The sequence below is a fragment of the Pseudomonas sp. ES3-33 genome (assembly GCF_000952175.1).
GTDB lineage: Bacteria > Pseudomonadota > Gammaproteobacteria > Pseudomonadales > Pseudomonadaceae > Aquipseudomonas > Aquipseudomonas gregormendelii.
The window spans coordinates 1-23,972 of the sequence record NZ_JZRI01000073.1 but is presented as its reverse complement, the minus strand read 5'-3'; the positions used below and the strand labels follow the sequence as shown (position 1 = coordinate 23,972).

Genomic DNA, 23,972 nt, shown 5'->3' with positions numbered 1-23,972 from the left:
CTTCCTATCGGATTATTAGATTAATGCAATTCAAGCCGAGTGGGCGGTAGCGGCCTTCGCAGAATATGGCATCCATCCGCTCTTAACAGTGGACTGACGATTTGAGTGAAAGCTCTGTAGCCACCGTATTCGGCAGTCCGGTAAGCCAGCATCTGCCGCATGGGAAACACCTCTTCGGCAGCCACATACGTAGGACATGGGTCATAGTTTGACTCATGGTACCGATGTGCCGCTAGTGGCCAAGCTGCAGCGAGCAGCTTGGCCAGTTCAGTAAGATTGGTTGTCGTCACGATGTCATATTCTCCTCGACTGCTCAGCCGATGCAACTCTCGAGCCTTTTTGACCCGTTCCAGTAGAGGAACAACAATCCCTGACGCCCTTTCAAAAAACTCGCTAATGTCTGCCCGTGTCTGAGGGATCTTGTAGCATTGTCGTGTAGCTCCAACTGCCTGAAGGCTTAGGTAGGCCAGAAGAGGTAGTTTATAGCCAGGGCGCAAACTAACATCGACATTACGAATAAACTTCTGCGCCGCCCCGCACTCAATTGACGTAGTCACTTGAAGGATTGCACATGATCGCTCGTTGGCGTTGGGTAACGAATCAACTCACCAAACGGCTGTGGTTCAGAGCCTCCCTATTCTCCCTTCTAGGGGTGGCTACGGCACTGCTTGCTGTTGTATTCAAAGACTTCATCCCGGAGTCATTGCCAGCGCGTATCGGCGCAGATGCCGTAGACAAGATTCTGGGGATCATTGCCTCCAGCATGCTGGCCGTCACAACCTTCTCGTTAAGCACGATGGTCACCGCTTACGGGGCCGCGAGCAGCGGAGTGACACCTCGTGCCACCACCCTGGTGATGGAAGACACCACGACCCAAAATGCCCTTGCTACGTTTATAGGCTCATTCCTCTTTAGCCTGGTAGGGATCATCGCATTGAGCACGGGCGCCTATGGCACACAAGGTCGAGTATTGCTGTTCGCAGTGACGATAATTGTGGTCATCCTGATCGTTTACACCCTCCTGCGCTGGATCGATCACCTGTCAAAACTCGGAAGGGTGGGAGAAACCATCGACCGCGTCGAGAAGGCTACGATAAACGCAATTACTCGACGAGTTCAGTGGCCCTACTTAGGCGGTTCAGCTTACCCGACCGATCTGTCCCTACCTCCTGGCGCAATCACAGTAAAAAGTGAGCTAACGGGGTATGTGCAACATATCGATGTGAGCGCACTTGGAGCTATCGCGCAGAACGATCAAATACAGATTTATCTGGAGGTACTTCCGGGTACATTTGTGCACGAGGGAATGCCACTCCTACACATTGTGAGCTTGGGCAACACGCTGGCAGGTGATACCGATACTGCGAGACGGAAGGTTCTAGCGACTCTGATCATCGGCGTCCGGCGAACCTTTGAAAATGATCCCCGCTTCGGACTTTGCGTGCTCTCGGAAATCGCTTCTCGCGCCTTATCGCCTGCGGTGAACGACCCTGGGACAGCCATCGATGTCATTGGCCGGGGAGTGAGGACATTAACTTGCTGGAGCAAGCCTCATGTATCTGGCTCGCAAATAGACCAAGGCTGTAAACAGATCTTTCTCCGAGGATTGACGGTAGATGATCTGTTCGATGATTTTTTTGCCCCGATCAGCAGGGACGGTGCAGCTTTGCTAGAAGTTAACCTTCGCCTGTTAAAAGCCCTCATCAGTCTCGCTGAGATAAACCCTGCGATCTTTAAGGGTGCCTGCGCCAGGCACGCGGCTGTTCTGATCACTCGTGCAGATACAACGTTAATGCTGCAGCATGAGAAAGATCAACTCATCTCATTGGCTAGAACGATGACACGGTAAGGCCCATCGAGTTGGATTCTTTGGCGTGGTGGCAGGTTCTGCGAGAAAGCCTCGCGCCAATTGCTGATACAGCTCAGGGCCCATTCTTGAACTGACAGCCTTGGCGATCAAAGCTACCGCCATGAGACTGATCACCATACTGTGGCTATCAATCATCTCCATCACAATGATTGCGGAGGTGATTGGCGACTGAGTAACGGCAGCCAGAAAACCAACCATGCAGAGTGCAATAGTGGGCTGCGCGGCCAAGTGGAATAGCTCTGCGGTATTGGCGCCGACTGCTGCCCCTACAGCGAGCGAAGGGGCGAAAATACCTCCTGGAATACCAGAGAAGTAGGTCACTACAGTCGCTAAGAATCGCGTAATGGGGGCGTGCCATGGCAGGACTACATCGGATGCGATGACCTGGGAGGTAATGCCGTATCCGCTACCAAATGACATTCCGCCACTGAGCCAGCCCAATACTGCGACGACTAATCCACAGATACCGGCAAACCACACTGGGTGCAGGCGTCGCCATTGCCAAATGATGAACTGTGGGTACCGCTGTGGCCATAACAACACTCGGCTAAATAACCCCCCCAATAGCCCACATCCAACCCCTATTACCAATGCCGGGACGACTATGTCGAGGTTGATGCCCTGAATGCTGAAATGACCGAAATAGTTGTAGTTTCCCTACAAGGCAATGGCAACCATCCCAGAGAGTATGATCGTGCTAAGAAGAACGCCGCTGGTACGGGTTTCAAGCTTGCGTCCCAGCTCTTCTACCGCAAATGCGATCCCGGCCAGTGGCGTATTAAATGCAGCCGCAATACCCGCTGCACCTCCCGCCAGAAGGAGATCCTCGCTGCGCACGATTCGCGCGTTTGGCAGGAAGCGGTGAAAGAAGTGCATGATGGATGCCGCAACCTGAACTGAGGGACCTTCACGCCCCGCCGAAAAGCCGCCCGTCAGCGCCAGAGTTCCAAGGCCTATTTTGGCAAAAGCGATACGCAGTGAAACCAGTTTGTTAATGGGCTTACCTTGGCGGGCAAGCCGTGTTGCTGCGATAACCTGCGGAATTCCGCTGCCTTGTGCACCCACGAAAAAGCGCGTTGTCAGCCAAACTACGAGCATGCCGATCAGCGGAGTGTAGATAAGAGGAAACACTACACTGAAAGCAAACATTCTTTAAGTGTGCTTGCGACTCCTACGTTGCTACTCAGAAAAGCTGTCGCCACTGAGAGGACTAATACCTCCAAAAAACCGGTGTGATGAGTACCAGTACCGTTAGGATTTCCAATCTTCCCAGCAGCATGCCAATGGTGAGTAACCATTTTGCTGCGTCGGGTAACGATGAGAAATTACCCGCAGGCCCAATGACCTGGCCGAGCCCAGGCCCCACATTGCATACAGCAGTAGCCGCACCACTTAATGCAGTAACCCAATCGAGTCCGATCAAAGCGAGCCCTAAGGCGATCATTGCAATGGTGATGGTGAAGAAAAATGAGAAGGTCAAAAGCGAACGCAAGATCTCTTCGTCAATGGGGTGACCGTTGTACTTTTTCTGAATCACCGCTCGAGGATGGATCAACTGCTTAAGGCTACTCACTAATAGAGCACCAGCAACCTGGAAGCGGAAAATTTTAAGGCCTCCAGCCGTCGAGCCTGAGCACCCACCGACAAAGGTCAGATAGAAAAAAAGCAAGACCGCGAAGCTGCCCCACAAGGTGTAATCGCCCACCGCAACTCCGGTGGTCGTGACGACCGAGGTCACATTGACGGCCACGATACGAAACGCATCCCACCATCCGTAGTCGCTGTGAAAACACAGCCACGTACCCACCGCCAGCCATGTGACGATCAAGAACCCCACGAATCCGCGTACCTGGTGATCCTTGATCAGCGCACGCCGATTACCGCGCAATGTCGCGACGTACAAGGTAAAGGGCAGGCTCCCCAGAATCATGATGACCACCGCCACCCAGTGAATCGCCGGCTGCGTCCAGTGGCCAAGTGACGCGTCCGACGTTGAGAATCCCCCGGTAGAGATCAACGACATTGCGTGATTGACCGCCTCAAACGGCGTCATTCCCGCTATCCAGAGTGCCAGAGCCCCGATGCCAGTAAGTCCCAGATAGAGAAAGAGGATGTACTTAGCGGCCACATGGGAGCGCGGTGTAACTTTCTCCGACCAGTCTGAGGACTCAGTCTGAAAGAGACGCATGCCACCTACCCGCAGCAATGGAAGTATTGCCACAGCCATGCCGATGAAGCCGATACCACCCAGCCAGTGCAGCATCGAACGCCATATCAATAGTCCAGGTGACGCGGTATCCAAACCACTTAAAACGGTAGAACCAGTAGTTGTAATACCGGACATGGTTTCAAAGAAAGCGTCGGTGTAGCTGATGCCACTGATAAACACCATCGGCAACGCTGCGAAGGTGCATACCACCACCCAACTCCCAGTCGTCAACAGGTACATATCCCTAGGGCGAAGGTGTACAGAGTCTGGCCGCCCACGCACGATCAACAGTAGCCCGCAGATAAAGGTAATAAGGCTCGACCAGAGAAAGGCAGACAGGTCGTCGCTACGTTCATAGGCCACAAGCGTAATCATGGGTATAACCATGCTCACAGCGAGAGTGACTAGAAAAATGCCTAAGATGAAGCCTATAAGACGCATTGCAGCGAGGGACATGACCGTAGCCCGAAGATTTAGCGCCGAGCAGTATCGGATGCCCAGCACTTGAGCCCCGTAAATTTTTCGTAAAAATCCTTTGGCTAATCGGTAGCCAAGGTCGTCACTTTAGTGTGAAAAATTCACCAGCCCATCCTGATCACAGCCAGCAGCTATAAAAAAACCGAAAAGGTGATGATCGCATTTGACGGTAGTCCCACAGCCTACAGAACCGTGCAGATTTTAGCAGAAAGTGCCTTAGGGAAAACCCGCCAATTCACCTAGTCATGGTCGGGGCTAATTCAGAGGGGAATGTGGCGCATCTGGTTACAGCACGTGGGATAATCGGAGCTGCGGGATTGACTGCAGATGCAGAGATCCGCCAAGGAGAGGTTGAGTCGGCACTTCACGCTTATCAGGCAGAGCACGGAATTGATCTTCTCGTCATGGGCGCCTATGGGCACTCGCGTATCAGACAATTTCTGATAGACAGCACGACTACTACGATGCTTCGTACCACCACCATGCCAGTGTTGTTGCTTCGTTGAGTACCATCTACTGCCGAGGATTGAATCGCACCGAAGAAACCAGGTGCGATTCAATGATCCATGCCCCTTACGAGCAATTATGCTCAGGAGATACAAATGGCCATTGATTGGATCAACTTCACACCTTGGACTTCATTAGGTGGAGGGGTTTTAATTGGGCTGGCAGTTAGCTTGTTCGTTCTCGCTAATGGTCGCATCGCTGGGATCAGCGGCTTGCTTGGAAGCGTGATGCGATTTAGTAGTGAAGGCTGGAGTGAGAAGGCACTGTTTCTTCTTGGCCTGCTGCTTGCGCCATTGTTGTGGGGACTGTTTGCCGTCTTGCCAGAGATCGAGATCAAAACAGAGTGGCCGGCCTTGGTGATTGCGGGGCTGCTCGTTGGGGTGGGAACTCGCTACGGCTCAGGCTGTACAAGCGGTCACGGAGTTTGTGGGATCTCTCGGCTGTCTCCCCGTTCCATCGTGGCAACGTTGTGCTTTATGGCTGCCGGTTTTGCAACGGTGTACCTCATTCGTCATGCGCTGGGAGCATTTGGATGATCAAGTTGACCGCATTTTTTGCAGGGATGATCTTTGGCCTGGGTCTGCTACTGGCAGGCATGGCGAACCCCGCCAAGGTATTGGCCTTTCTTGATGTGGCCGGGGCCTGGGATCCGTCACTCGCGCTGGTTATGGGAGGTGCCATCGCGGTGGCGGTGATCCCGCTAAACTGGGCACCTAAGAACAAGCACTCCTTACTGGGTACCCCCACGCAGTTACCTGTGAAAAAGGAGTTGGACGCCCGCTTGATTGGCGGCAGCCTGGTGTTCGGTATAGGTTGGGGAATTGCTGGGATTTGCCCTGGGCCAGCGGTCGCTATCTTGCTTTCGGGACACTGGCAAATCATCATATTCGTATTGGCTATGTTGGCCGGTATGTATTTGTTCTCTGCTTTGGAAAACCGACGCAAGTCTTGATCAGGTGATAGCCACGGACTCACTAAAGACTCGATTCGGCTTTGTGGTTCTTCAGTTTTTGCAGGCTCGTTTGCTGACTCAACTCAATGCCATCAAAGTTTTGAGGATTTAGCGAAGCTGCTTGATCAGCCACAATCAAAGCAAGCATTAGAATAGTAAAGCCTACTAATACTGGAAATGAGCCGCACCAAAAGACGGTGCGTCGGTGGCGCTGGTATGTATTCATTTTGATAGCCTTTTTCAGGCCACCGTACTTCTCAGGTTTAAGAAATACGATGGTCAATCCAAGCGACCTTACCTGGCTACGACGGCTCCCGCCACAGCGCTGCTTCGACGCAGTATCAGAACACCACCAATCGCAGCCAGAATCGAACCAATCAACACCCCGACTTTGACCTCATCAATCAAATGGGCCGACCCAGCAAACGCCAAGTTGCCAATGAACAGGCTCATGGTGAAGCCAATGCCGCACAACAGCGCTACGCCGTAAAGCTGCGTCCAAGTACTCCCTTCCGGCAACTTGGCCAGGCCCAGACGAATGGCCAGAGCAGCTAATAGGAAAATTCCGACCTGCTTGCCCACCAACAGACCCAGCGCCACACCCAGCGGAACCGGATCGACCAGGTTCTCCATGGAAATACCGGCCAATGAAACACCCGCGTTGGCGAAGCCAAAAATCGGCACCACAGCGAACGCTACCCACATGTGCAGCTTCTCTTCCAGAAAAAGCAGCGGAGACCGGGCTTCCTCCTCAGGCTTGCCCATGGGGATGCAGAGTGCCACAGCGACACCCGCAAGGGTCGCATGCACCCCCGATTGCAGCACGAAGAACCACAGCACACCACCGACCAGGAGATACGGGAGCAACCGCCTTACGCCCAATCGATTCATTGCAATCAGAATGACCAGGGTGGCGAGCGAGCCCAGCAACATCGGCATGGAAAGGCCCGATGTGTAGAAAAAGGCGATGATGACCACGGCGCCCAAGTCGTCAATGATCGCCAAGGCAGCCAGGAAGACCTTCAGCGAAGTAGGGACTCGCTTACCCAGCAGCGATAAGACGCCCAAAGCGAACGCGATGTCTGTAGCGGCTGGAATAGCCCAACCTTTCAGAGTCTCAGAATTGCCCCAGTTGATCGCAATGTAGATCAGTGCAGGAACAACCATGCCGCCTATGGCGCCAAATCCTGGCAATGCGCGCTGGCCCCATGTGGAGAGCCCACCGGCCAACACTTCTCTTTTGATCTCGAGACCGACCATCAGAAAGAAGATCGCCATCAGGCCATCGTTGACCCAATGCTCCACAGACATGCCGAGCCAGGTACTGTGTAGCGCTGCGAAGTAACTTTGGGAAAGAGGCGAGTTAGCCACAATCAGAGCGGCCAGAGCGGCGCCCATCAAAACAAGACCTCCAGCGGATTCCGATGACAGGAAGCGAGCCAAAATTGCAGCTGCTCTAGGGGTTTCTGCGGGAGCTTTATGATGGGTCATCAGTGTCCTTGCGGCTAGATCTAAAGCGAATATTTTAACATCCCAGCTGTACCAGTGCGGCTGTCCAAATAGCCTGTAACGATTATTGTCACAGGCCGAAATCAACCCCCAACCTGTTCAACTGAGTCCCGGCACGGGCCCGTTCACGAGATTCAGGAGCACGCCCAAGCGGATAGCCTCACTAGGCAAGCGAATGTTGATTCGACTTTCCATACGTGTGGTTCTCCGGGCAATTGATGATCGGAGCAACTGAGGGGCAAATCACACCTCCCTCAGCGTCACCTTCCGACAGAGGCATCTCAATCTTGCGTAAACCTACTTTGGCATTTACGCCGCTACCGACTTGCAAATCTCTTCCCGCGCTTCATCCGCGCTTCCCCACCGGCCCGTCCTCACCCACTTACCCGGCTCCAATGCCTTGTAAAGTGCTGGATCTGTGCGATGAGTAACGCAGGGAGGTCTGAGCACTCCTTCACGTCGTTGTACATAGAGGTGAGTTTCTTGTGAGGCACTGCGATCACCTTGGCATCCGCACCAGCTTCGTCCGTCATGCACATCATAACTTCGGCAATTCCCCCTGGAAGATACTGCGGTTCCTGCCGGGCATGCCGTGCGGGCAACACAATTGCGTGCACTGCCTATACCTTCAACGGCTACTTCGGTTCGTGGCGGACACTTAGTGAACATCGGCGCTATCGCCGGTGAAGTCCCTATAGACCTGCATTGGATCATGGACAACGACATCCAGATCAGTAGATCTGCCTGGTTCACCACTGGTCAAGGACAAGCCATGGCGCAGTTGTGGGCGCCCCCAGCAAATCCGGTACGCCTCGAACAGGAACGTGATCCCACGCTAGGTAACTCTTCACTGATTCCTCCTCAGGGCGGTACCAGCATCGCCATGTTCGATTTCCCACCGGACTCGGTGATGCAGAACCCCATCGATGGTGTCCGGGTCTATGAAGAGTTGGGGGCGGCGTTGCCTGGCTTGATCGAAAGCTTTGAACCGGAAAATCCGGGCATGCACACCACAGCCACCATCGATTACGGAATTATTCTGCAGGGTGAGATATGGCTGGAGTTGGATAACGGTAAGAGCCGCATCGTGAAGGCGGGCGACATCGTCATTCAAAATGGTACACAAAAGCGGGCTGTAACTGCTTGAAAGGCAGGAGCAAGAGCAAGAGCATGTCAAAGAGGCGGGTGTCTAGAAAATGCAGGATTGGGGTGAAGCCTAACACTGTGAGGTATTCGGTGTTGTCCAAGCCGCCATCGCGAGCCTGCTCGCGAAGCGGACTTGCACCCACCGCAGAACCGGGCTATCAGTCGTTGATCAACTTCCCGACCCGAATCGGCTCGCGCCCCGCCACCTTCGCCTGCCATGTCCCGGGCTGGGTGTACCGCCCGCGATCAATGGCGAACAATACGCCACTGGTCCCGGCACACACCGTGGTAGCCCGATCATTCAACGGGTCCACCACTTCGAACAAAGGATCGCCCTTTTCAACCCACTCGCCCGCTTCGCGCAAAAAGCTCACCACGCCATGATGAGGCGCAAACAGATACTCGGTGCCCTCGAACGGCATGCCTTCACAGCATGTGTCCGGTGCTGCCGGCCATTGGCCCTTGATCACACCCTGCTCGGCGAGAAAGCCCAGTATTGCCTCGCAATTGGCCTGTGCCTGATCGACCCGGGTGTCGCCCATGCTCCCCAGTTCCAGGGTGGTGGCCAGGTTGGCAGGTGGAATAGCCGCTTCAGGGAACGCCCGCGCCAGGCGCAACCAGGGCGACGAACAGGACTCGTCGAACGAGCTGCCACCGGAATCTTCGCAGAGCAGTGCCACACCGGCCTGCAATCGCGACGCGAGGGACTGCCACTGCGGCCAGTGTTGCGGCAAGGCATACAGGTGAATCGCCGCCTCGAAATCGCAATGCAGGTCGAGGGTAATGTCGGCATCGCAGGCATGGCGCAGCAGCAGGCGATGCATGGCTTCGAGTTGCGACATGGGGGCGGGCAAGCCGTCCAGCACCTGGACCATGGCCTGGCGAATCAGGGCGATATTGGCGCCGGCATCGGTGCCCAACCGCTCACCGATCAACTGCCCGACCGGTGCGCTCAGTTCGACGAACGAACGGTTGAAGTTCTTGCCGCTGCCCAGTTCAAAGCGGCCCATATGACTGCCTTGCACATGCTGATCGAGGCCAATCGGGTTGGCCACCGGCACCAGTTCGATCACCCCTTGCAGCTGCCCCCGGGCCTCGAGTTCGCCCAGGCGCTTTTTCAATTCCCAGGCGGTACGCATGCCCGGCAATTCATCGGCATGCAGGCTGGCCTGGATGTACACCTTGCGCGTGCCCTCGCCATAACGAAATACACTGAGGGTGCGTTCGGTGCCCAGGTGGCTCCAGGGCAGTGAATGGTCGATGCGTTGCATGAAGAACTCCTGCGTTTGCAAAAAAAATGGCAACCGCGCTAACGGTTGCCACTTTTTTAAACGGTTTGATTAATGACCGTAAACGTCAAAATCGAAATACTTGTCCTGCACTTGCTTGTACTTGCCGTTGGCGCGGATCTCGGTGATGGCGGTGTTGAATTTTTCCGCCAGTTGCGTATCGCCCTTGCGCACTGCAATACCTGCGCCGCCGCCGAAATACTTGGCGTCTTCGTAGGTGGGGCCGACAAACGCGAAGCCCTTGCCTGCGTCGGTTTTCAGGAAACCGTCGTCCAGGTTGACCGAGTCGGCCAGCATCGCGTCGAGGCGACCGGACACCATGTCCAGGTTGGCTTCCTGCTGCGAACCGTAGCGCACCAGGATGATGCCGGCAGGCTGCAGCACTTCAGTGGCGAAGCGGTCATGCGTACTGGCGCGCAGCACACCGACTTTCTTGCCCTTGAGTTCGGTCAGCGGATCCTTGACCTCGCTGCCCTCCTTCATCACGAAGCGTGCCGGGGTGTGGTAGTACTTGATGGTGAAATCGACGTTCTTCTTGCGGTCGTCGGTGATGGTCATGGACGACAGGATGGCGTCGATTTTCTTGACCTTCAGCGCCGGGATCAGGCCATCGAACTCCTGCTCGACCCAGGTGCACTTGACCTTCATCTGCTCGCACAATGCGTCGCCGATATCCACGTCAAAACCGGTGAGTTTGCCGTCAGGTGTCTTCATGGAAAATGGCGGGTAGCCGGCTTCAATACCGATACGGATCGGCTTGGCGTCATCAGCCACGGCGCCGAGGGACAGCATCGACAGTGCCAGGGCACCGAACATCACTAGCTTCTTCATTCACAACTCCTGTGTGCGGAGGTTTTTATTGGCAGCGTTCGATTGGTCGCTTTCGGTTGGAAAAAACCGAAGTGGCCGGCAGTCTAGAGCGGCTACAAGCCGTTAAATTACGTCCAGGCGACAAATATTTACAAGAACACAGCAAGAATGATCAGCGTGATGATCCGGTGTGGAAGATCCGCGCCAACTGGCCAAATGGCCGGGTGGCGCGGTGCACTTATCGGGTTGCTGGCGGGCTCAACATTCGCAGCCAAGGCCCGGGGTGACGATGCGCGGCACGGCAACATTCAGGGCAAATCCCTCATCCAGCCATCCGGTCACCCCGCCGATCATCTCCTTGACCGGGTAATCCAACGCGGCCAGCTTCACGGCAGCCTTGTTCGCGCCATTGCAATGCGGGCCGGCGCAATAGACCACAAACAGGCTGGTTTTGGGGTAGTGCGCCAGGCTTTCAGCCGTCAGCAATCGCCCCGGCATATTGATCGCCCCCGGCACATGACCGCGCTCGAACGCCCGTGGCCCGCGGACGTCGACCAGGATGAAATCCACTTCACCGGCCGCCTGGCTGCCGTAGACGTCGGAGCAATCGGTCTCGAAGGTCAGGCGATTGCTGAAATGCATGAGGGCGATGGCCGAGGGTGCAGCGGGGATTTCACGAACGAGGCTGGTCATGGGCAGTACTCCTGGGTGTTGAGGGGTGTGGGATGACTTTATCGACAGCTCGCTTCGGGCTACAGTGGCGCACAAGACACTTACCGGGAAGTTTCCGCCAAATGCATTCCGCCCCTGGATCGGTCGCGATCCTGGCCTACGATGGCCTGTGCACATTCGAGTTCGGCATTGCCGTGGAGATCTTCGGCCTTGCCCGGCCGGAGTTCGATTTCCCCTGGTACACCCACTGCATTGTCGCCGTGGACCCGGGCCCGATGCGCGCCACGGGCGGTATCCGGGTGCTGGCCGATGGCGGCATGGAGCTGCTGCAAGAGGCCCGCACCATCATCATCCCTGGCTGGCGCGACCGCAGTGCCCCGGTACCCGAGGCGCTGTTGACGGCCTTGCGCCAGGCCCATGCACGGGGCGCACGGTTGTTGTCGATCTGCTCGGGGGTGTTCGTGCTGGCGGCCACCGGCTTGCTCAACGGCCACAGCGCCACCACCCATTGGCGCTACAGCAGCGAACTGGCTGAGCGCTTTCCCGAGATTCTGGTGGACCCGCAGGTGCTGTATGTCGATGCAGGCCAACTGATCACCTCGGCCGGCAGTGCCGCCGGTATCGATGCCTGCCTGCACCTGGTCGCCCGAGACTTCGGTACCCAGGTCGCCAACTCGGTGGCGCGGCGCCTGGTGATGTCGCCGCAACGCACCGGCGGCCAGGCGCAATTCATTCCGGCGCCGGTCAGTGTGGCGGCGCGCAGTGATCTTTCGCGGGTGATGCAATGGGCCCGCGAGCGCGTGCACCAGCCGCTGGAGGTGCGCGACCTGGCCAGTGAAGCGGCCATGAGCGAGCGCACCTTCCTGCGCCGCTTCACCGAAGCCACCGGCCTGTCGCCCAAGGCCTGGCTGCAACATGAACGGGTGGGTCGGGCGCGGGAGTTGCTGGAAGGCACCCGGGAGAATACCGAGCAGATTGCCGAGCGCTGCGGTTACCGGTCGGTAGAAAGCTTCAGGGTGGCGTTTCGCAGTGTCGTGGGGGTGCCGCCATCGGTGTATCGGGAGCGGTTTGGGCGTGGGCTTGCTCGCGAAGGGGCCGGCATGGACGGCGCCTGACTCAAGGCTTGCGCAACAGGTAGGTATCCATGATCCACCCATTGGCCAACCGAGCCGCCTTGCGCACCCGCTCGATTTCCTGCGCCACGTCCTCGAGCTTGCCGTGGATCAGCAGCTCATCCGGCGTCCCCAGATAAGCACCCCAGTAAATCTCGGTCTGCGGATCTGCCACCTGGTGGTAGGCATCCTGGGCGTCGAGCATCACCACCAGGCTGTCGGCATCGCTCACCTGCCCCGCCGCCAGACGACGCCCGGTGGTGATTTCGATGGACTGGCCAATGCGATTGAGAGGCACCTTATGCCGGGCGCACAGGGCCTGGACGCTGGTGATCCCGGGGATGACTTCAAATTCGAACTCACAGCGGCCCGAATCGAGGATCGCCTGGAGGATCCTGATGGTGCTGTCGTACAACGCCGGATCGCCCCACACCAGGAAACCCGCGCACTCGTCATCGGCCATCTGCTCATGGATCAGCCGCTCAAAGGTCGACTGCCTGGCCAGGTTCAGGTCTTCCACGCTGGCCCTGTAGTCCACCTCTCCCCGCTCCCGCTCGGGACTTGGGGCCTCGACGAAACGATAGGCCTTGTGGGTAATGTAGCGCTCGCAAATGTCGCGCCGCAGGTCGATGAGTTTGTCCTTGCTCTGACCCTTGTCCATGAGGAAAAACACATCGGCGCTATTCAGCGCCTTGACCGCCTGCAGGGTGATGTAGTCAGGGTTGCCGGCGCCGATGCCAATCACCAGGAGTTTTTTCATGGCTGCGATTCCTCATGCCCATCGCCTGTTAAACGAAAACGCCAGCGCCCGTTGAATCGCAACTCGACGATCGACAGCGGTTCAACATCAATCTGGTTAAACGCCGAGCTTTGCAGGGCCCAGGTCAACGCCGCACGAATCACGAACGGATGGGTGACCGCCACTATGTGCCCGGGTGTCGCCTCAAGCGCGGTCAGCCAGGCCGCCACCCGGCGAGTGAGCGCGGCGACCGATTCGCCGCCATGGGGGGCCGAATCAGGATTCTGTAGCCAGGCCTGCAGCGCCTGGGGTTCGGACTCGTGCACGTCATCAATCTGCGCGCCGCACCACCGACCGAAGTCGCAGTCGCGCAGCGCCTCCACAGTCTCCACTTTACGACCGAACAAACCAGCGGTTTGCCGTGCACGCAGCTCCGGGGCAGACAGGAGTCTTGACGAAGTTTTGAATTGGCGACTGCGGGAGCCCTGTGCAGATTGCCAATCCATTTCCAACGGCTCATTTGTAGGAAACCGCGCCAACTTTTGTGCGACGGTTCTCGCATGGCAGATCAAGGTCAAACGGGTCGCCCGCACTTGGGAATGCTCGCTGCAAAAAGTCAGGAAACGGTAACACGCTGCAGCTTGTCTGCAGGCGTTTTCTTGGGTGCAAGACGGCAGTGTCTGACACACGGATTGGCAAGTGGCCTACACGAACTACGACCATGCCTGTAGGCCTTTACTGACAGGCCTCAGGCCGTATTCAAGGGAGCAAAAAGCCTTGAAAAAATCACTAGACAGCCACGGCGCGTTGCATAAATACTGGATCCATCAACCTGTGAATTAAACGAAAAAACATCCAGCAGGAGCCCGGATGCCCTCTCTGAATCTTCAGAATAATGACCTCCTTCACCCCGTGATCTTTGTGGCATAGCGCTGCCGGCCTCAGCGCGTTTAACGACTCGCCGGGACCCTGCCAGCGTCGTGAAAAGCTGAAAAACATGAACAGTGGCGCCTGATACCGATCAGGTGAGCCGCCCCTGCAATGCGTGGAAACCGACAGTGACAGTCAGGTCGGGTGCTTGTCACCCGACCCTTTGATACAGGAGTGCATCCATGCTGGTCTTGCGTCCAGTCGAATTGAGCGATCTGCCCCAGCTGCAACGACTCGCCCGTGACAGCCTGCCGGGCGTCACGTCTTTGCCCGACGACACCGGACGCCTGCGCGAGCGGATTATCGGATCCTGCGATTCATTTGAAAAAGACGCCGCCGTGCAAGGACCGCAGAACTACTTCTTCGTGCTGGAAGACCTCGAGACCCAACGCCTGATGGGCTGTTCGGAAATTCTCGCCACGGCGGGTTTCGAAACGCCCTTCTACAGCCTGCGCCACCGGGATTACACCGCCGCCTCGCGGGAACTCAACGTCGAACATGCCGTACCCGCCTTGTCGCTGTGTCACGACCTGAGCGGGCACACCTTGTTGCGCGGCTTTCATGTCGAGGCGACCCTGGTCGGGAGCCGGTTCAGCGAATTGCTGTCACGGGCTCGCCTGATGTTCATCGGCGCTCACCGCCATCGTTTTGCCGACTCGGTGATTACCGAGATAGTCGGGTTCAGCGATGATGAGGGCCATTCACCGTTCTGGGATGCGGTGGGCAAACACTTCTTCGACCTGCCCTACACCGAGGCCGAGCGCCTGTGTGGCCTGCAAAGCCGGACTTTCCTGGCGGAGCTCATGCCGCATTACCCGATCTATGTGCCGATGCTGCCCCAGGCTGCGCAGGCCTGCATCGGCCGCATCCATCCCGATGGCCAGGAAGCCTTCGATATTCTCGAACGCGAGGGCTTCAAGACCAATCATTATGTCGATCTGTTCGACGGTGGGCCGACCCTGCATGCGCCTCTTTGCGCCATCCGGTCGGTGGCCCGGGGATTCACTGCCAGCGTCAGGCCGGTTACCGCCATCGATGCGCGCGGCCGATATCTGGTCAGCAATGACTCGCTCAGGGACTTTCGCGCGATCGTTGCCGACCTGGACGTGCGTGCCGGGCAACCTGTGGCGTTGCCCCTGCAACTGTGCGCCGCATTGAATGTGCACGCCGGCAGCCTGATCCGCTTGGTCGCGCTGTGAACAGCCTTCGACGACCCACCCCAGGACGGGCTGCGGGAGCGCCGCAATGATCGTGCGCCCGGTCAGCGCCACCGACTTGCCTGCCCTGCTGGCGCTGGTCCGCCAGGCCGGTCCCGGGTTTACCGGCCTTGCGGCCAACGAAGATCGGCTGGCGCACCGGGTGCGCTGGGCCCGGCGCACCTTTGCCGAGCAGGTCGAACGCGCTGATGCCGATTACCTGTTCGTGCTCGAGGACGACGAGCAGCAAATCGTCGGCGTGAGCGCCTTGAAGGGCGCCGTAGGCCTGCGCGAGCCCTGCTACAACTATCGGGTCGCAATGACCCACAGCTCGTCGCCAGACCTGGGGATCGAGCGTCAGATCCCGACACTGGTCATGAATAACGAGATGACCGGGCAATCGGAACTCTGCTCGCTGTTCCTGCACCCCGACCTGCGCTCGGGCAGCAACGGCAGATTGCTGTCCCTGGGACGCTTGCTGTTCGTGGCCGAGTTCACCCATCTGTTCGGCGACAGGCTGATTGCCGAACTGCGGGGGCATGCCGACCTCGATGGCTGCTCGCCCTTCTGGGACAGCCTGGGCCGGCACTTTTTCAGGAAGGATTTCCACCATGCCGACCAGTTGTCCGGCATGGGCAGCAAATCGTTCATCGCCGAACTGATGCCCCGCCAGCCTCTCTACACCTGCCTGTTGACCGAGCAGGCCCGGGCGGTGATCGGCAAGGCCCACCCGAACACCGAACCGGCGCTGAGGATCCTCAGCGCCGAGGGATTTACCCATCAGGGTTACATCGACATCTTTGACGCCGGGCCGGTCATCGAGGCCCCGGTGTCCGACATCCGCACGGTACGCGAAAGCCAGGCGCTGACGCTGGCCATCGGCAGCCTGGACGAGCAGGCGCCGCTCTGGCTGATCCACAATCGCCGCCTGGAAAACTGCCGGATCACGGCGGCCCATGGGCGGCAGGTGGACGGCAGCCTGGTGGTCGATCGTCTCACTGCCAAGCGCCTGCAACTGCAACCCGGTGACTCGGTACGCGCCGTGCCACTGGTCGACCCGCTGCGAGAGGCGGCCGCCGCCTGATCGGCCCTGGCAAGGGCTTTGCCAGGGCACCCGGTAAATTCGTCATCATTCTTCCTGCGCTCGCGTGATAGCCTTTTGTTTCTTCGGCGTTGACACTTTTGCTCAAGCCCGTCCATTTCAATGGTGGAACTCATATGTCCAGGCTTTCTCATCAAGACTTACGCCGTAACTTCCGCGAGCTGTTCGCCTCCAATGCCTGCTACCACACCGCTTCGGTGTTCGACCCGATGTCAGCGCGCATTGCCGCAGACCTGGGTTTCGAAGTGGGCATTCTCGGCGGCTCGGTCGCATCGCTGCAGGTGCTGGGCGCCCCCGACTTTGCCTTGATCACCCTCAGCGAGTTCGCGGAACAGGCCACGCGCATTGGCCGCGTCGCTCAACTGCCGGTGATTGCCGACGCCGACCATGGCTATGGCAACGCGCTGAATGTGATGCGCACCATCGTTGAACTGGAGCGCGCGGGCATCTGCGCCCTGACCATTGAAGATACGTTGCTGCCAGCGCAATTCGGCCGCAAATCCACTGACCTGATTACGGTTGCCGAGGGCGTCGGCAAGATCCGCGCGGCGCTGGAAGCCCGGGTTGATTCGGAGATGGCGATTATTGCCAGGACCAACGCCGGCATTCTGCCCGTCCAGGAAATCATCAGCCGCACTCAGCAATATCAACGTGCCGGGGCGGACGGGATTTGCATGGTGGGTGTGCGTGATTTTGATCACCTTGAGCAGTTGGCCGAGCACTTGACTGTGCCGTTGATGCTGGTGACGTATGGCAACCCGCTGTTGCGTGATGACAAGCGCCTGGCCGAGTTGGGTGTGCGGGTGACGATTGATGGGCATGGGGCGTATTTTGCGGCGATCAAGGCGACCTATGACAGTCTGCGTGAGCAGCGGCAGATTTTCACTCAGGCATCGGATTTGAGTGCTACCGAGTTGACCCATACCTATACCCAGCCTGAGGAATACATTCGTTGGGCTGAGGAGTTTATGAGCGTCAAGGAGTGATGGCTGGCCCAGCGCGGCTAAACCGGCATCCTTGCCGGTTTCCCCGCTGCGCAACGCCTGCGTTCGGCCAGCGTGGTTAACGGGGCGCCTGCGATCAAGAGCTTTGCCGTGGCGGCCTTCGGGCCGACCAAGGCGTCAAGCCGGCGCGCTGCGCTTATCTGATTGTGCGCACCCTCCGGGCTAGCTAGAACTGCGTAGGAGCTGTCGAGTGCAACGAGGCTGCGATCTTTTGGCGCTATCCCTGAGGGAGCAAAGCTTGCTCGCGATGCGGTTACAGCACCGCGCATCCAAAGTCGCTATACCGAATCCAGCAATTCCCACTCGGACCGGCTGTCATTGCTGCAGATAACCCGATTGCGCCCGGTGGTCTTGGCTTCATACAGCGCCTGGTCCGCATCATTGAGCCACAAGATGGCGTCTGTGTGGGTCGGGTTCAATGCTGCCAGGCCAATGCTCAGGCTGACTCTCAGCGCCGGTTCCTGTTCATGGCCCAATTTCGCAAAACGGTCGCGCAGTACATCCATGGCCGCCGCCGCGCTGCTCAGGGGCAGGTCTGGGAGGATCACGCAGAATTCGTCACCGCCGTAACGCCCGGCCAGGTCGGTTACCCGCAGGTTCTGCCGGAGCATTTTGCTCAGCTGGCGCAGGACGATGTCGCCGGCCACATGCCCGTAAGTGTCGTTGATCGCCTTGAAGTGGTCGATATCGATCAACGCAATCGCCCCGCCCTTGCCCTGCCGGCGGCACCGTTGAAACTCCAGTTCCAGCTGGTCTTTCCAGGCGCCATGGTTGAGCAGGCCGGTCAGGCTGTCGGTGCGACTCAACTCCAGCAGCTCACGTTTGTGCTGGCCAAGTGTGTGGGCCTGGCGGAAACAGATCCAGCCCAGAGCCAAAGGATAAAGGCACAGCAGGGGCAAGGAGGCGTACAACTGCAGTTGGCTGGTTTCAGGCACGAAGGCAGGCGCGAAGATCAGCAGGCCGACGCCCAGGCCAAGGATCTGCGCCGCCGTGCCGGCCAGCAGGAAACGCAGCCCGCCAATTGCGACGTTGTTCATGGCCATCATGGAAATGGTCGCGGCGCTGGGCAGCGGATTGAATTGCATGGCGGCGACCCAGAATCCGCCGAGAAAGGCATCCACCAGGAGGTTACGCTGTTCGGCGTGGTAAGGAATTTTCCTGCGTCGGGCCCATTGATAAGCCACGTGTGGCCAGACCAGGCCGTTGAATAGCATCAGCGCCCAGACCCAATGCGGCGGATCGAGCGGGTACATGGCTGCGGCCACGCACAACAGGCCCAGGGCCAGGCCTAACGTTCGCGAGGTGTAGAGCCTGCGTGCCAGTGAAAGTCCTTTGACTCCCGATTTTTCCATGGGGCCTCTATGCCACTGAACAGAACCTGCTGACACCTGGGTTGCGTGTGTGCTGAAGTCTATCAGGGCAACGTTAAATAGCCATCACCGGCTGGCGGCCTGAATATCCCGACATTGATGGCAGGCGTAGGCCGAATGTTTGGCTATACATGAAGGGGCGCGCCCTCAAAAAAGGAAGTCCATGCAAACTTTTAAAGTGCTGATCATCGGCAGCGGATTCGGCGGCCAGTGCGCGGCGATCAATTTGCTCAAGGCCGGTATCGAAGATTTCCGCCTGCTGGAACGGCGGGATTTCTTTGGCGGGACCTGGTGCCAGAATACCTACCCCGGCGCTGCGGTGGACGTGCCCTCGCCGCTCTATTCCTTGTCATTTGCGCCGTACCGCTGGACGCAGATGTTCGCCGAACAGGCCGAACTGCAACGCTACACCGAGTACGTGATCGAGCATTTCGGCTTGCGGGACAAGGTCGAACTGCAGACCAATGTCGAGCGCATCGAATGGGACGATGACAACAGGCGCTGGGTGGTGCACACCTCGCGGGGGATGTTCCAGGCGCAGTTCCTGATCAATGCCACCGGGCCGCTGAGCCAGCCGGTGGTGCCCCGCTTTGAAGGCCAGGAACGTTTCAAGGGCAAGACTTTTCACACCAACCAGTGGGACCACGCCTACGATTACCGCAACAAACGCGTGGCCATTGTCGGCAGCGGCGCCAGTGCTGCCCAGGTGATCCCGGCGATCGCGCCGCACGTTCAGCAGCTGCATGTGTTCCAGCGCACTCCACACTGGGTGCTGCCCCGGGCAGATCGCCGGTTTGGCCGGTTCCAGCGCTGGCTCCTGGGGCTCAAGCCGGCCTACAAGCTGTTGCGCTGGATGATCTACTGGCAATTTGAAGCCCGGGTGATTGCCTTCAAGTACTCCCGGCCGGCGATCCGCCTGGTCCAGCAACAGGCGCTGGGTTTTCTCAAGCGCCAGGTGGCCGATCCCGAACTGCGGCGCAAGCTGACCCCGGATTACGCCATCGGCTGCAAACGGGTGATTGTTTCCAGCACCTTGTACCCGGCGCTCGGGCGCAGCAATGTGACACTGCACAGCCGCGAACAAGGGATTGCCCGTATTGACGAGAGCGGCATCGTGACCAGCGATGGCCAGCACATCGATCTGGACCTGATCGTCTGGTCCACCGGTTACGACGCCACCGACGGGGTGATTTCCTATCCGGTCTACGGAAAGAACGCGACGCGTCTGCAAGATGTCTGGGCGCAATACCCCCGGGCCTACCTCGGCACCAGCCTGCCGGGCTTTCCCAACCTGTTTATCGTCACCGGGCCCAACACCGGAATCGGCCACACCTCGGCACTGTTCATCATCGAATCGCAGATGAACTACATTCTCGACTGTATCGGCACGTTAAAAAAACAGGGTTTACGCAGCATAGAGGTGCGCCCTGAGGCGGAACGTACCTACACTGAAATGATCCACAGAGAAATGGAGCGCACGGTATGGAAGTCTGGCGGTTGCCACAGCTGGTATCACAGCAAGAGCGGTCATGTAATCGCCATGTTTCCGGGGTTCAGTTTCAGCTATCACCGGCTCACCCGGGCGCTGAAACCCGCCGATCACCTGCTCTCCTGATTCGTTAGATAGAAGGAAGACGCTGATGCTTTTATTGGTTGTCGCTATCGCTGTTTTCGTGGCCTGGAGCTGGTTGAGCTACCCCGCTATCGGTTACTTGCTGTATGACTTGAGCACCGCCATCGAAGCCAAGCTGTACCGGCTGCACAAGATCGTCGTGCCGATCCCCGAAATGACGGTCTCGACCTGGCAAGGCGGGCCATACGAGGCCACCAGCAGCGTGCTGATGCTGCATGGCTACAGCGCCGACAAGAACCTGTGGCTGCGCTTCGCCCGGCATTTTGTCGGCCAGTACCGGGTGATCATCCCCGATATTGCCGGCCATGGCGAAACCGGGTTCAAGGCCGGTGGCGGCTACGACATCCCGCTCCAGGCCAAGCGCATGATCCAGCTGCTCGACGTCTGCGGCGTGGAAAAAGTGCATGTGATCGGCAACTCCATGGGTGGTTACATGGCGGCCTGGCTTGCCGCCCACTACCCGGACCGCATCGCGTCGGTTGCGCTGATCGACCCGGCCGGCGTCACTGCGCCGGAGATCAGTGATCTGGAGCGGCAGCTGGGCAAGGGGCATAACCCGTTCCTGATTCATTCCCGGGAGGAATTCCGCCAGTTCTACGCCATGACCATGGCCAATCCGCCCTGGGTGCCGGGGGTGGTGCTGGATGCCTTTGCCCAACGCTATCAACAGTCTCGCGATGAGCTGGAGGAAATCTTCAGAGACTTTCGCGCCAGCCCGCCGATGGAGCCAAGACTGGCCGATATCAAGTGCCCGGCCCTGCTGGTGTGGGGGCGCAAGGACCGGCTGATCGATGTCAGCAGTGTGGCGGTCTGGAGCAAGGGCATTGCCGACCTGCGGGTGGAGATCGGCGAAGGCGTCGGGCATATGCCGATGGTCGAACAGCCCGCACACACGGCGCGACTGTATGGAGAATTTTTGGCATCCCAACGCTCGCACTTGCCGGTCTGACCCCTGTTTGCAGTCCGTGACAGAATGAAGTTCGGAAGATTCTTCGTTTGTCGGGGACGCTGAAGGCTGCGATCTTTTGCTCATCCTTCACGCCAGCGCCAGGAAAACCTTCCATGAGCCATCCGAGCTTCGTCAGCCCCGACCTGATCCGCCAACGCTTCTCCAAAGCGATGTCCGACATGTACCGCGAAGAGGTCCCGCTGTACGGCGCGCTGATGCAACTGGTGGAGCAAACCAACCGTCACGTGCTGCAAAGCGATCCACAGGTGGCCCGGCAACTGGACAGTACCGGCGAAATCCAGCGCCTGGACCTGGAGCGCCATGGCGCAATTCGCGTGGGCACGGCCGATGAACTGGCCACCCTGGCCCGCCTGTTTGCGGTCATGGGCATGCAGCCCGTTGGCTACTACGACCTGACCCCGGCGGGGGTGCCGGTGCACTCCACCGCGTTTCGCGCGGTGCACGAAGCCGCATTGCAAGTCAGCCCGTTTCGGGTGTTCACTTCATTGCTGCGCCTTGAGCTGATCGAAGATCAGGCACTGCGTACCTTTGCCCAGGCGGTACTGGATAAACGCAGGATCTTCACCCCGGCGGCGCTGCACCTCATCGAGTGCGCCGAACGCGAGGGCGGCCTTGGCGAAGAGCAGGCGCAACAATTCGTCGAGCAGGCGCTGGAAACCTTCCGCTGGCACCACAGCGCCACCGTCACCGCCGAGCAGTATCAAAAACTCAGCGCGCAACATCGCCTGATCGCCGACGTGGTGGCGTTCAAGGGCCCCCACATCAACCACTTGACGCCGCGCACCCTGGACATCGATATCGTACAGGCACAAATGCCCGACCACGGCATCACCCCCAAGGCGGTGGTCGAAGGCCCACCCCGTCGCCAGTGTCCGATTTTGCTGCGCCAGACCAGTTTCAAGGCGCTGGATGAGCCGATCGCCTTTACTGATCAAGCCGACAGTCGCGGCAGCCATAGCGCCCGCTTTGGCGAAATCGAACAAAGGGGCGCCGCGCTGACCCCCAAAGGGCGCGCACTGTATGACCGCCTGCTGAACGCGGCTCGGGATGAACTCGGCGAATTTCCCAACGAAAGCAACGCCACACGCTACAACACGCTGATGGAGCGGCATTTCAGCGAGTTTCCTGACACGCTAGAGGGCATGCGCCAGCAAGAGTTGGCGTATTTTCGGTACTTCGTCACGGACAAGGGCCGGGCTGCGGGAGCGCTGCAAACCATGGCGCTGGAGGACCTTCTACGCGATGGCTATCTGCGGGTGGAACCGCTGGTTTACGAGGATTTCCTGCCGGTCAGTGCGGCGGGGATATTTCAGTCCAACCTTGGGGACGCTGCGCAAAGCCACTATGGCGAGCATTCGAACCGCCAAGCCTTCGAGCAGGCCTTGGGACGCGCAACCATTGATGAACTGGCGCTGTACGCCGAAACGCAGCGCCGTTCAATCGAGCAGTGTTTCGCCTGATTCCAGGTCGCGCAACCTGGCGCTTTGGCGAAGGGTTAGCGCAGCTTGGCCAATAGCGCCTCGGCCACTGCCTCGGACGACGCCGGGTTCTGCCCTGTCAGCAGCAACCCGTCGGTCACCACATAACTGGCCCAATCGTCGCCCTTGGAGTAGAGGCCACCGTTGGCCTTGAGCGCGTCCTCAACCAGGAACGGTACGACATCGGTCAGTTGCACCGCCTCCTCCTCGGAGTTGGTAAAGCCCGTCACCCGCTTGCCCTTGACCAGCGGTTGGCCGTCCGCGCCCTTGACGTGACGCAACACACCCGGCGCATGGCAGACCGCCGCGACGGGTTTTCCAGCCTGGTAGAACGCTTCGATCAGCGCGATCGACACCTTGTCTTCGGCCAGGTCCCACAGCGGGCCGTGGCCGCCGGGGTAAAAAACCGCATCGTAGTCCTCGGCCCTGGCGCTGCTCAGCAACGCGGTTGAAGCCAGGGCGGCCTGCGCAGCAGAATCCTTGCGAAAGCGCTCCGTGGCGGCGGTCTGCGCATCCGGCTCGTCGCTTTTGGGGTCCAGGGGCGGCTGACCGCCCTTCGGTGACACCAGGGTCAGCTGAGCGCCGGCATCCTTGAAGGCATAATACGGTGCAGCGAATTCTTCCAGCCAGAAACCGGTTTTCTTGCCAGTGTCACCCAACTGGTCGTGGGACGTCAGAACCATCAGGATTTTCATGTCGTAGTCGCTCCGGGTCGATGTGCCTGTTTCATTGACCATCAGCCAGGTCGGTTCGTTTCAGTCCCAACGGCGCAATTTTCAATTGTGCAAACCAGGCAATCTACAATTAGAGATGACACTCGAAATTTAAAGACAAAAAAGAGCGACCCTGTGATCGCCCCTGTTGTGAACGCCGCATAACCTTGCAATGACGGATGAAGAGGGGTTCGCCCAGTGCAGTGGCCTTGGCAATCCATGCACTGGTAAAGAGCCATGACACTGGGCGAACGAACACTATTTTCTGTCTCTTATACACATCT

The 23,972-nt window shown here is 58.4% G+C and carries 21 protein-coding genes and 3 pseudogenes; 12 read left to right on the top strand and 12 right to left on the bottom strand.

Translation table 11 applies throughout. From position 1 onward, the window contains the following. Window positions 1-571: 571 nt before the first annotated feature. Complete coding sequence (locus tag UB23_RS13055) at window positions 572-1,849, top strand: DUF2254 domain-containing protein (RefSeq protein WP_045059733.1); 1,278 nt, start codon at window positions 572-574, stop codon at window positions 1,847-1,849. On the opposite strand, the pseudogene UB23_RS13050 reads toward UB23_RS13055, so the two are convergent. Together UB23_RS13050 and UB23_RS13045 are read right to left on the bottom strand one after the other, a co-directional pair. Continuing rightward, window positions 1,823-2,995 (bottom strand): annotated as a pseudogene (locus UB23_RS13050) (chloride channel protein); the annotation flags it as partial. The gene UB23_RS13055 and the pseudogene UB23_RS13050 overlap by 27 nt on opposite strands. 85 nt (window positions 2,996-3,080) lie before the next feature. Beyond that, window positions 3,081-4,535: a TrkH family potassium uptake protein gene (locus UB23_RS13045; RefSeq protein WP_045059742.1), complete on the bottom strand. Its 1,455-nt coding sequence runs from the start codon at window positions 4,533-4,535 to the stop codon at window positions 3,081-3,083. A 120-nt stretch (window positions 4,536-4,655) separates the two neighbouring features. Here UB23_RS13045 and UB23_RS30735 point away from each other — a divergent pair. The 3 genes and pseudogenes from UB23_RS30735 to UB23_RS13030 form a co-directional block, all read left to right on the top strand. Then, a pseudogene (locus UB23_RS30735) lies at window positions 4,656-5,062 on the top strand (universal stress protein); the annotation flags it as partial. 96 nt (window positions 5,063-5,158) lie between these two features. After that, entirely contained in the window at window positions 5,159-5,599 is a 441-nt protein-coding gene (locus tag UB23_RS13035) for a YeeE/YedE family protein (protein WP_045059732.1), read from the top strand. Then, the gene (locus tag UB23_RS13030) at window positions 5,596-6,015 is read left to right on the top strand and encodes a YeeE/YedE family protein (RefSeq protein WP_045059731.1); all 420 of its coding nucleotides are present in this window, start codon (window positions 5,596-5,598) and stop codon (window positions 6,013-6,015) included. Before UB23_RS13035 ends, UB23_RS13030 begins: the two co-directional genes overlap by 4 nt. 22 nt (window positions 6,016-6,037) lie before the next feature. Here the strand turns inward: UB23_RS13030 and UB23_RS29335 are convergent, their stop codons facing one another. The 3 genes and pseudogenes from UB23_RS29335 to UB23_RS13020 form a co-directional block, all read right to left on the bottom strand. Next, the gene (locus UB23_RS29335) at window positions 6,038-6,298 is read right to left on the bottom strand and encodes a hypothetical protein (protein WP_152644273.1); all 261 of its coding nucleotides are present in this window, start codon (window positions 6,296-6,298) and stop codon (window positions 6,038-6,040) included. A gap of 11 nt (window positions 6,299-6,309) precedes the next feature. After that, window positions 6,310-7,506 carry a Na+/H+ antiporter NhaA gene (gene nhaA / locus UB23_RS13025; protein WP_045059730.1) on the bottom strand — a complete coding sequence of 399 codons (1,197 nt, stop codon included), beginning with the start codon at window positions 7,504-7,506 and terminating at the stop codon, window positions 6,310-6,312. Between the two features lie 327 nt (window positions 7,507-7,833). Then, window positions 7,834-8,057, bottom strand: a pseudogene (locus UB23_RS13020) (inorganic diphosphatase); the annotation flags it as partial. A gap of 128 nt (window positions 8,058-8,185) precedes the next feature. On the opposite strand from UB23_RS13020, the gene UB23_RS13015 reads away from it, so the two are divergent. After that, the gene (locus UB23_RS13015; RefSeq protein WP_236695857.1) at window positions 8,186-8,671 is read left to right on the top strand and encodes a cupin domain-containing protein; all 486 of its coding nucleotides are present in this window, start codon (window positions 8,186-8,188) and stop codon (window positions 8,669-8,671) included. 157 nt (window positions 8,672-8,828) lie between these two features. Here the strand turns inward: UB23_RS13015 and UB23_RS13010 are convergent, their stop codons facing one another. From UB23_RS13010 to UB23_RS13000, 3 genes are all read right to left on the bottom strand, one after another. Then, complete coding sequence (locus tag UB23_RS13010) at window positions 8,829-9,941, bottom strand: succinylglutamate desuccinylase/aspartoacylase family protein (protein ID WP_045059729.1); 1,113 nt, start codon at window positions 9,939-9,941, stop codon at window positions 8,829-8,831. 69 nt (window positions 9,942-10,010) lie between these two features. Beyond that, the gene (locus UB23_RS13005) at window positions 10,011-10,790 is read right to left on the bottom strand and encodes an ABC transporter substrate-binding protein (RefSeq protein ID WP_045059728.1); all 780 of its coding nucleotides are present in this window, start codon (window positions 10,788-10,790) and stop codon (window positions 10,011-10,013) included. 237 nt (window positions 10,791-11,027) lie between these two features. Further along, window positions 11,028-11,462 (bottom strand): rhodanese-like domain-containing protein, encoded by a 435-nt coding sequence (locus tag UB23_RS13000; protein WP_045059727.1) that lies wholly within the window; start codon window positions 11,460-11,462, stop codon window positions 11,028-11,030. A 101-nt stretch (window positions 11,463-11,563) separates the two neighbouring features. Between UB23_RS13000 and ftrA the strand changes: the two genes are divergently transcribed. Further along, window positions 11,564-12,556, top strand: a complete 993-nt coding sequence (ftrA, locus tag UB23_RS12995) for a transcriptional regulator FtrA (RefSeq protein ID WP_045059726.1) — start codon at window positions 11,564-11,566, stop codon at window positions 12,554-12,556. Between the two features lies 1 nt (window position 12,557). Here ftrA and cobF read toward each other — a convergent pair whose 3' ends face one another. Then, window positions 12,558-13,313, bottom strand: a complete 756-nt coding sequence (gene cobF / locus UB23_RS12990; protein ID WP_045059725.1) for a precorrin-6A synthase (deacetylating) — start codon at window positions 13,311-13,313, stop codon at window positions 12,558-12,560. Continuing rightward, window positions 13,310-13,885 (bottom strand): histidine phosphatase family protein, encoded by a 576-nt coding sequence (locus tag UB23_RS12985; protein ID WP_045059724.1) that lies wholly within the window; start codon window positions 13,883-13,885, stop codon window positions 13,310-13,312. Before UB23_RS12985 ends, cobF begins: the two co-directional genes overlap by 4 nt. Window positions 13,886-14,404: 519 nt before the next feature. On the opposite strand from UB23_RS12985, the gene UB23_RS12975 reads away from it, so the two are divergent. The 3 genes from UB23_RS12975 (at window position 14,405) to UB23_RS12965 (ending at window position 17,506) form a co-directional block, all read left to right on the top strand. Beyond that, window positions 14,405-15,421 carry an arginine N-succinyltransferase gene (locus UB23_RS12975; protein WP_045059722.1) on the top strand — a complete coding sequence of 339 codons (1,017 nt, stop codon included), beginning with the start codon at window positions 14,405-14,407 and terminating at the stop codon, window positions 15,419-15,421. Window positions 15,422-15,467: 46 nt separating this feature from the next. Continuing rightward, window positions 15,468-16,502, top strand: coding sequence for an arginine N-succinyltransferase (astA, locus tag UB23_RS12970; RefSeq protein ID WP_045059721.1), 1,035 nt, complete (start codon window positions 15,468-15,470; stop codon window positions 16,500-16,502). A 134-nt stretch (window positions 16,503-16,636) separates the two neighbouring features. Next, window positions 16,637-17,506 (top strand): isocitrate lyase/PEP mutase family protein, encoded by an 870-nt coding sequence (locus tag UB23_RS12965; protein WP_045059720.1) that lies wholly within the window; start codon window positions 16,637-16,639, stop codon window positions 17,504-17,506. A 296-nt stretch (window positions 17,507-17,802) separates the two neighbouring features. Here the strand turns inward: UB23_RS12965 and UB23_RS12960 are convergent, their stop codons facing one another. Then, on the bottom strand, window positions 17,803-18,876 hold the full coding sequence (locus UB23_RS12960) for a diguanylate cyclase (protein ID WP_045059719.1): 1,074 nt from the start codon (window positions 18,874-18,876) through the stop codon (window positions 17,803-17,805). A gap of 181 nt (window positions 18,877-19,057) precedes the next feature. On the opposite strand from UB23_RS12960, the gene UB23_RS12955 reads away from it, so the two are divergent. The 3 genes from UB23_RS12955 (at window position 19,058) to hglS (ending at window position 22,957) form a co-directional block, all read left to right on the top strand. Further along, window positions 19,058-20,509, top strand: a complete 1,452-nt coding sequence (locus UB23_RS12955; RefSeq protein WP_045059718.1) for a flavin-containing monooxygenase — start codon at window positions 19,058-19,060, stop codon at window positions 20,507-20,509. A gap of 25 nt (window positions 20,510-20,534) precedes the next feature. Further along, on the top strand, window positions 20,535-21,476 hold the full coding sequence (locus UB23_RS12950; protein WP_045059717.1) for an alpha/beta fold hydrolase: 942 nt from the start codon (window positions 20,535-20,537) through the stop codon (window positions 21,474-21,476). Between the two features lie 113 nt (window positions 21,477-21,589). After that, window positions 21,590-22,957 (top strand): 2-oxoadipate dioxygenase/decarboxylase HglS, encoded by a 1,368-nt coding sequence (gene hglS, locus UB23_RS12945; protein ID WP_045059716.1) that lies wholly within the window; start codon window positions 21,590-21,592, stop codon window positions 22,955-22,957. A 35-nt stretch (window positions 22,958-22,992) separates the two neighbouring features. On the opposite strand, the gene UB23_RS12940 is transcribed toward hglS, so the two are convergent. After that, entirely contained in the window at window positions 22,993-23,670 is a 678-nt protein-coding gene (locus tag UB23_RS12940) for a type 1 glutamine amidotransferase domain-containing protein (protein WP_045059715.1), read from the bottom strand. Between the last annotated feature and the right edge of the window lie 302 nt (window positions 23,671-23,972).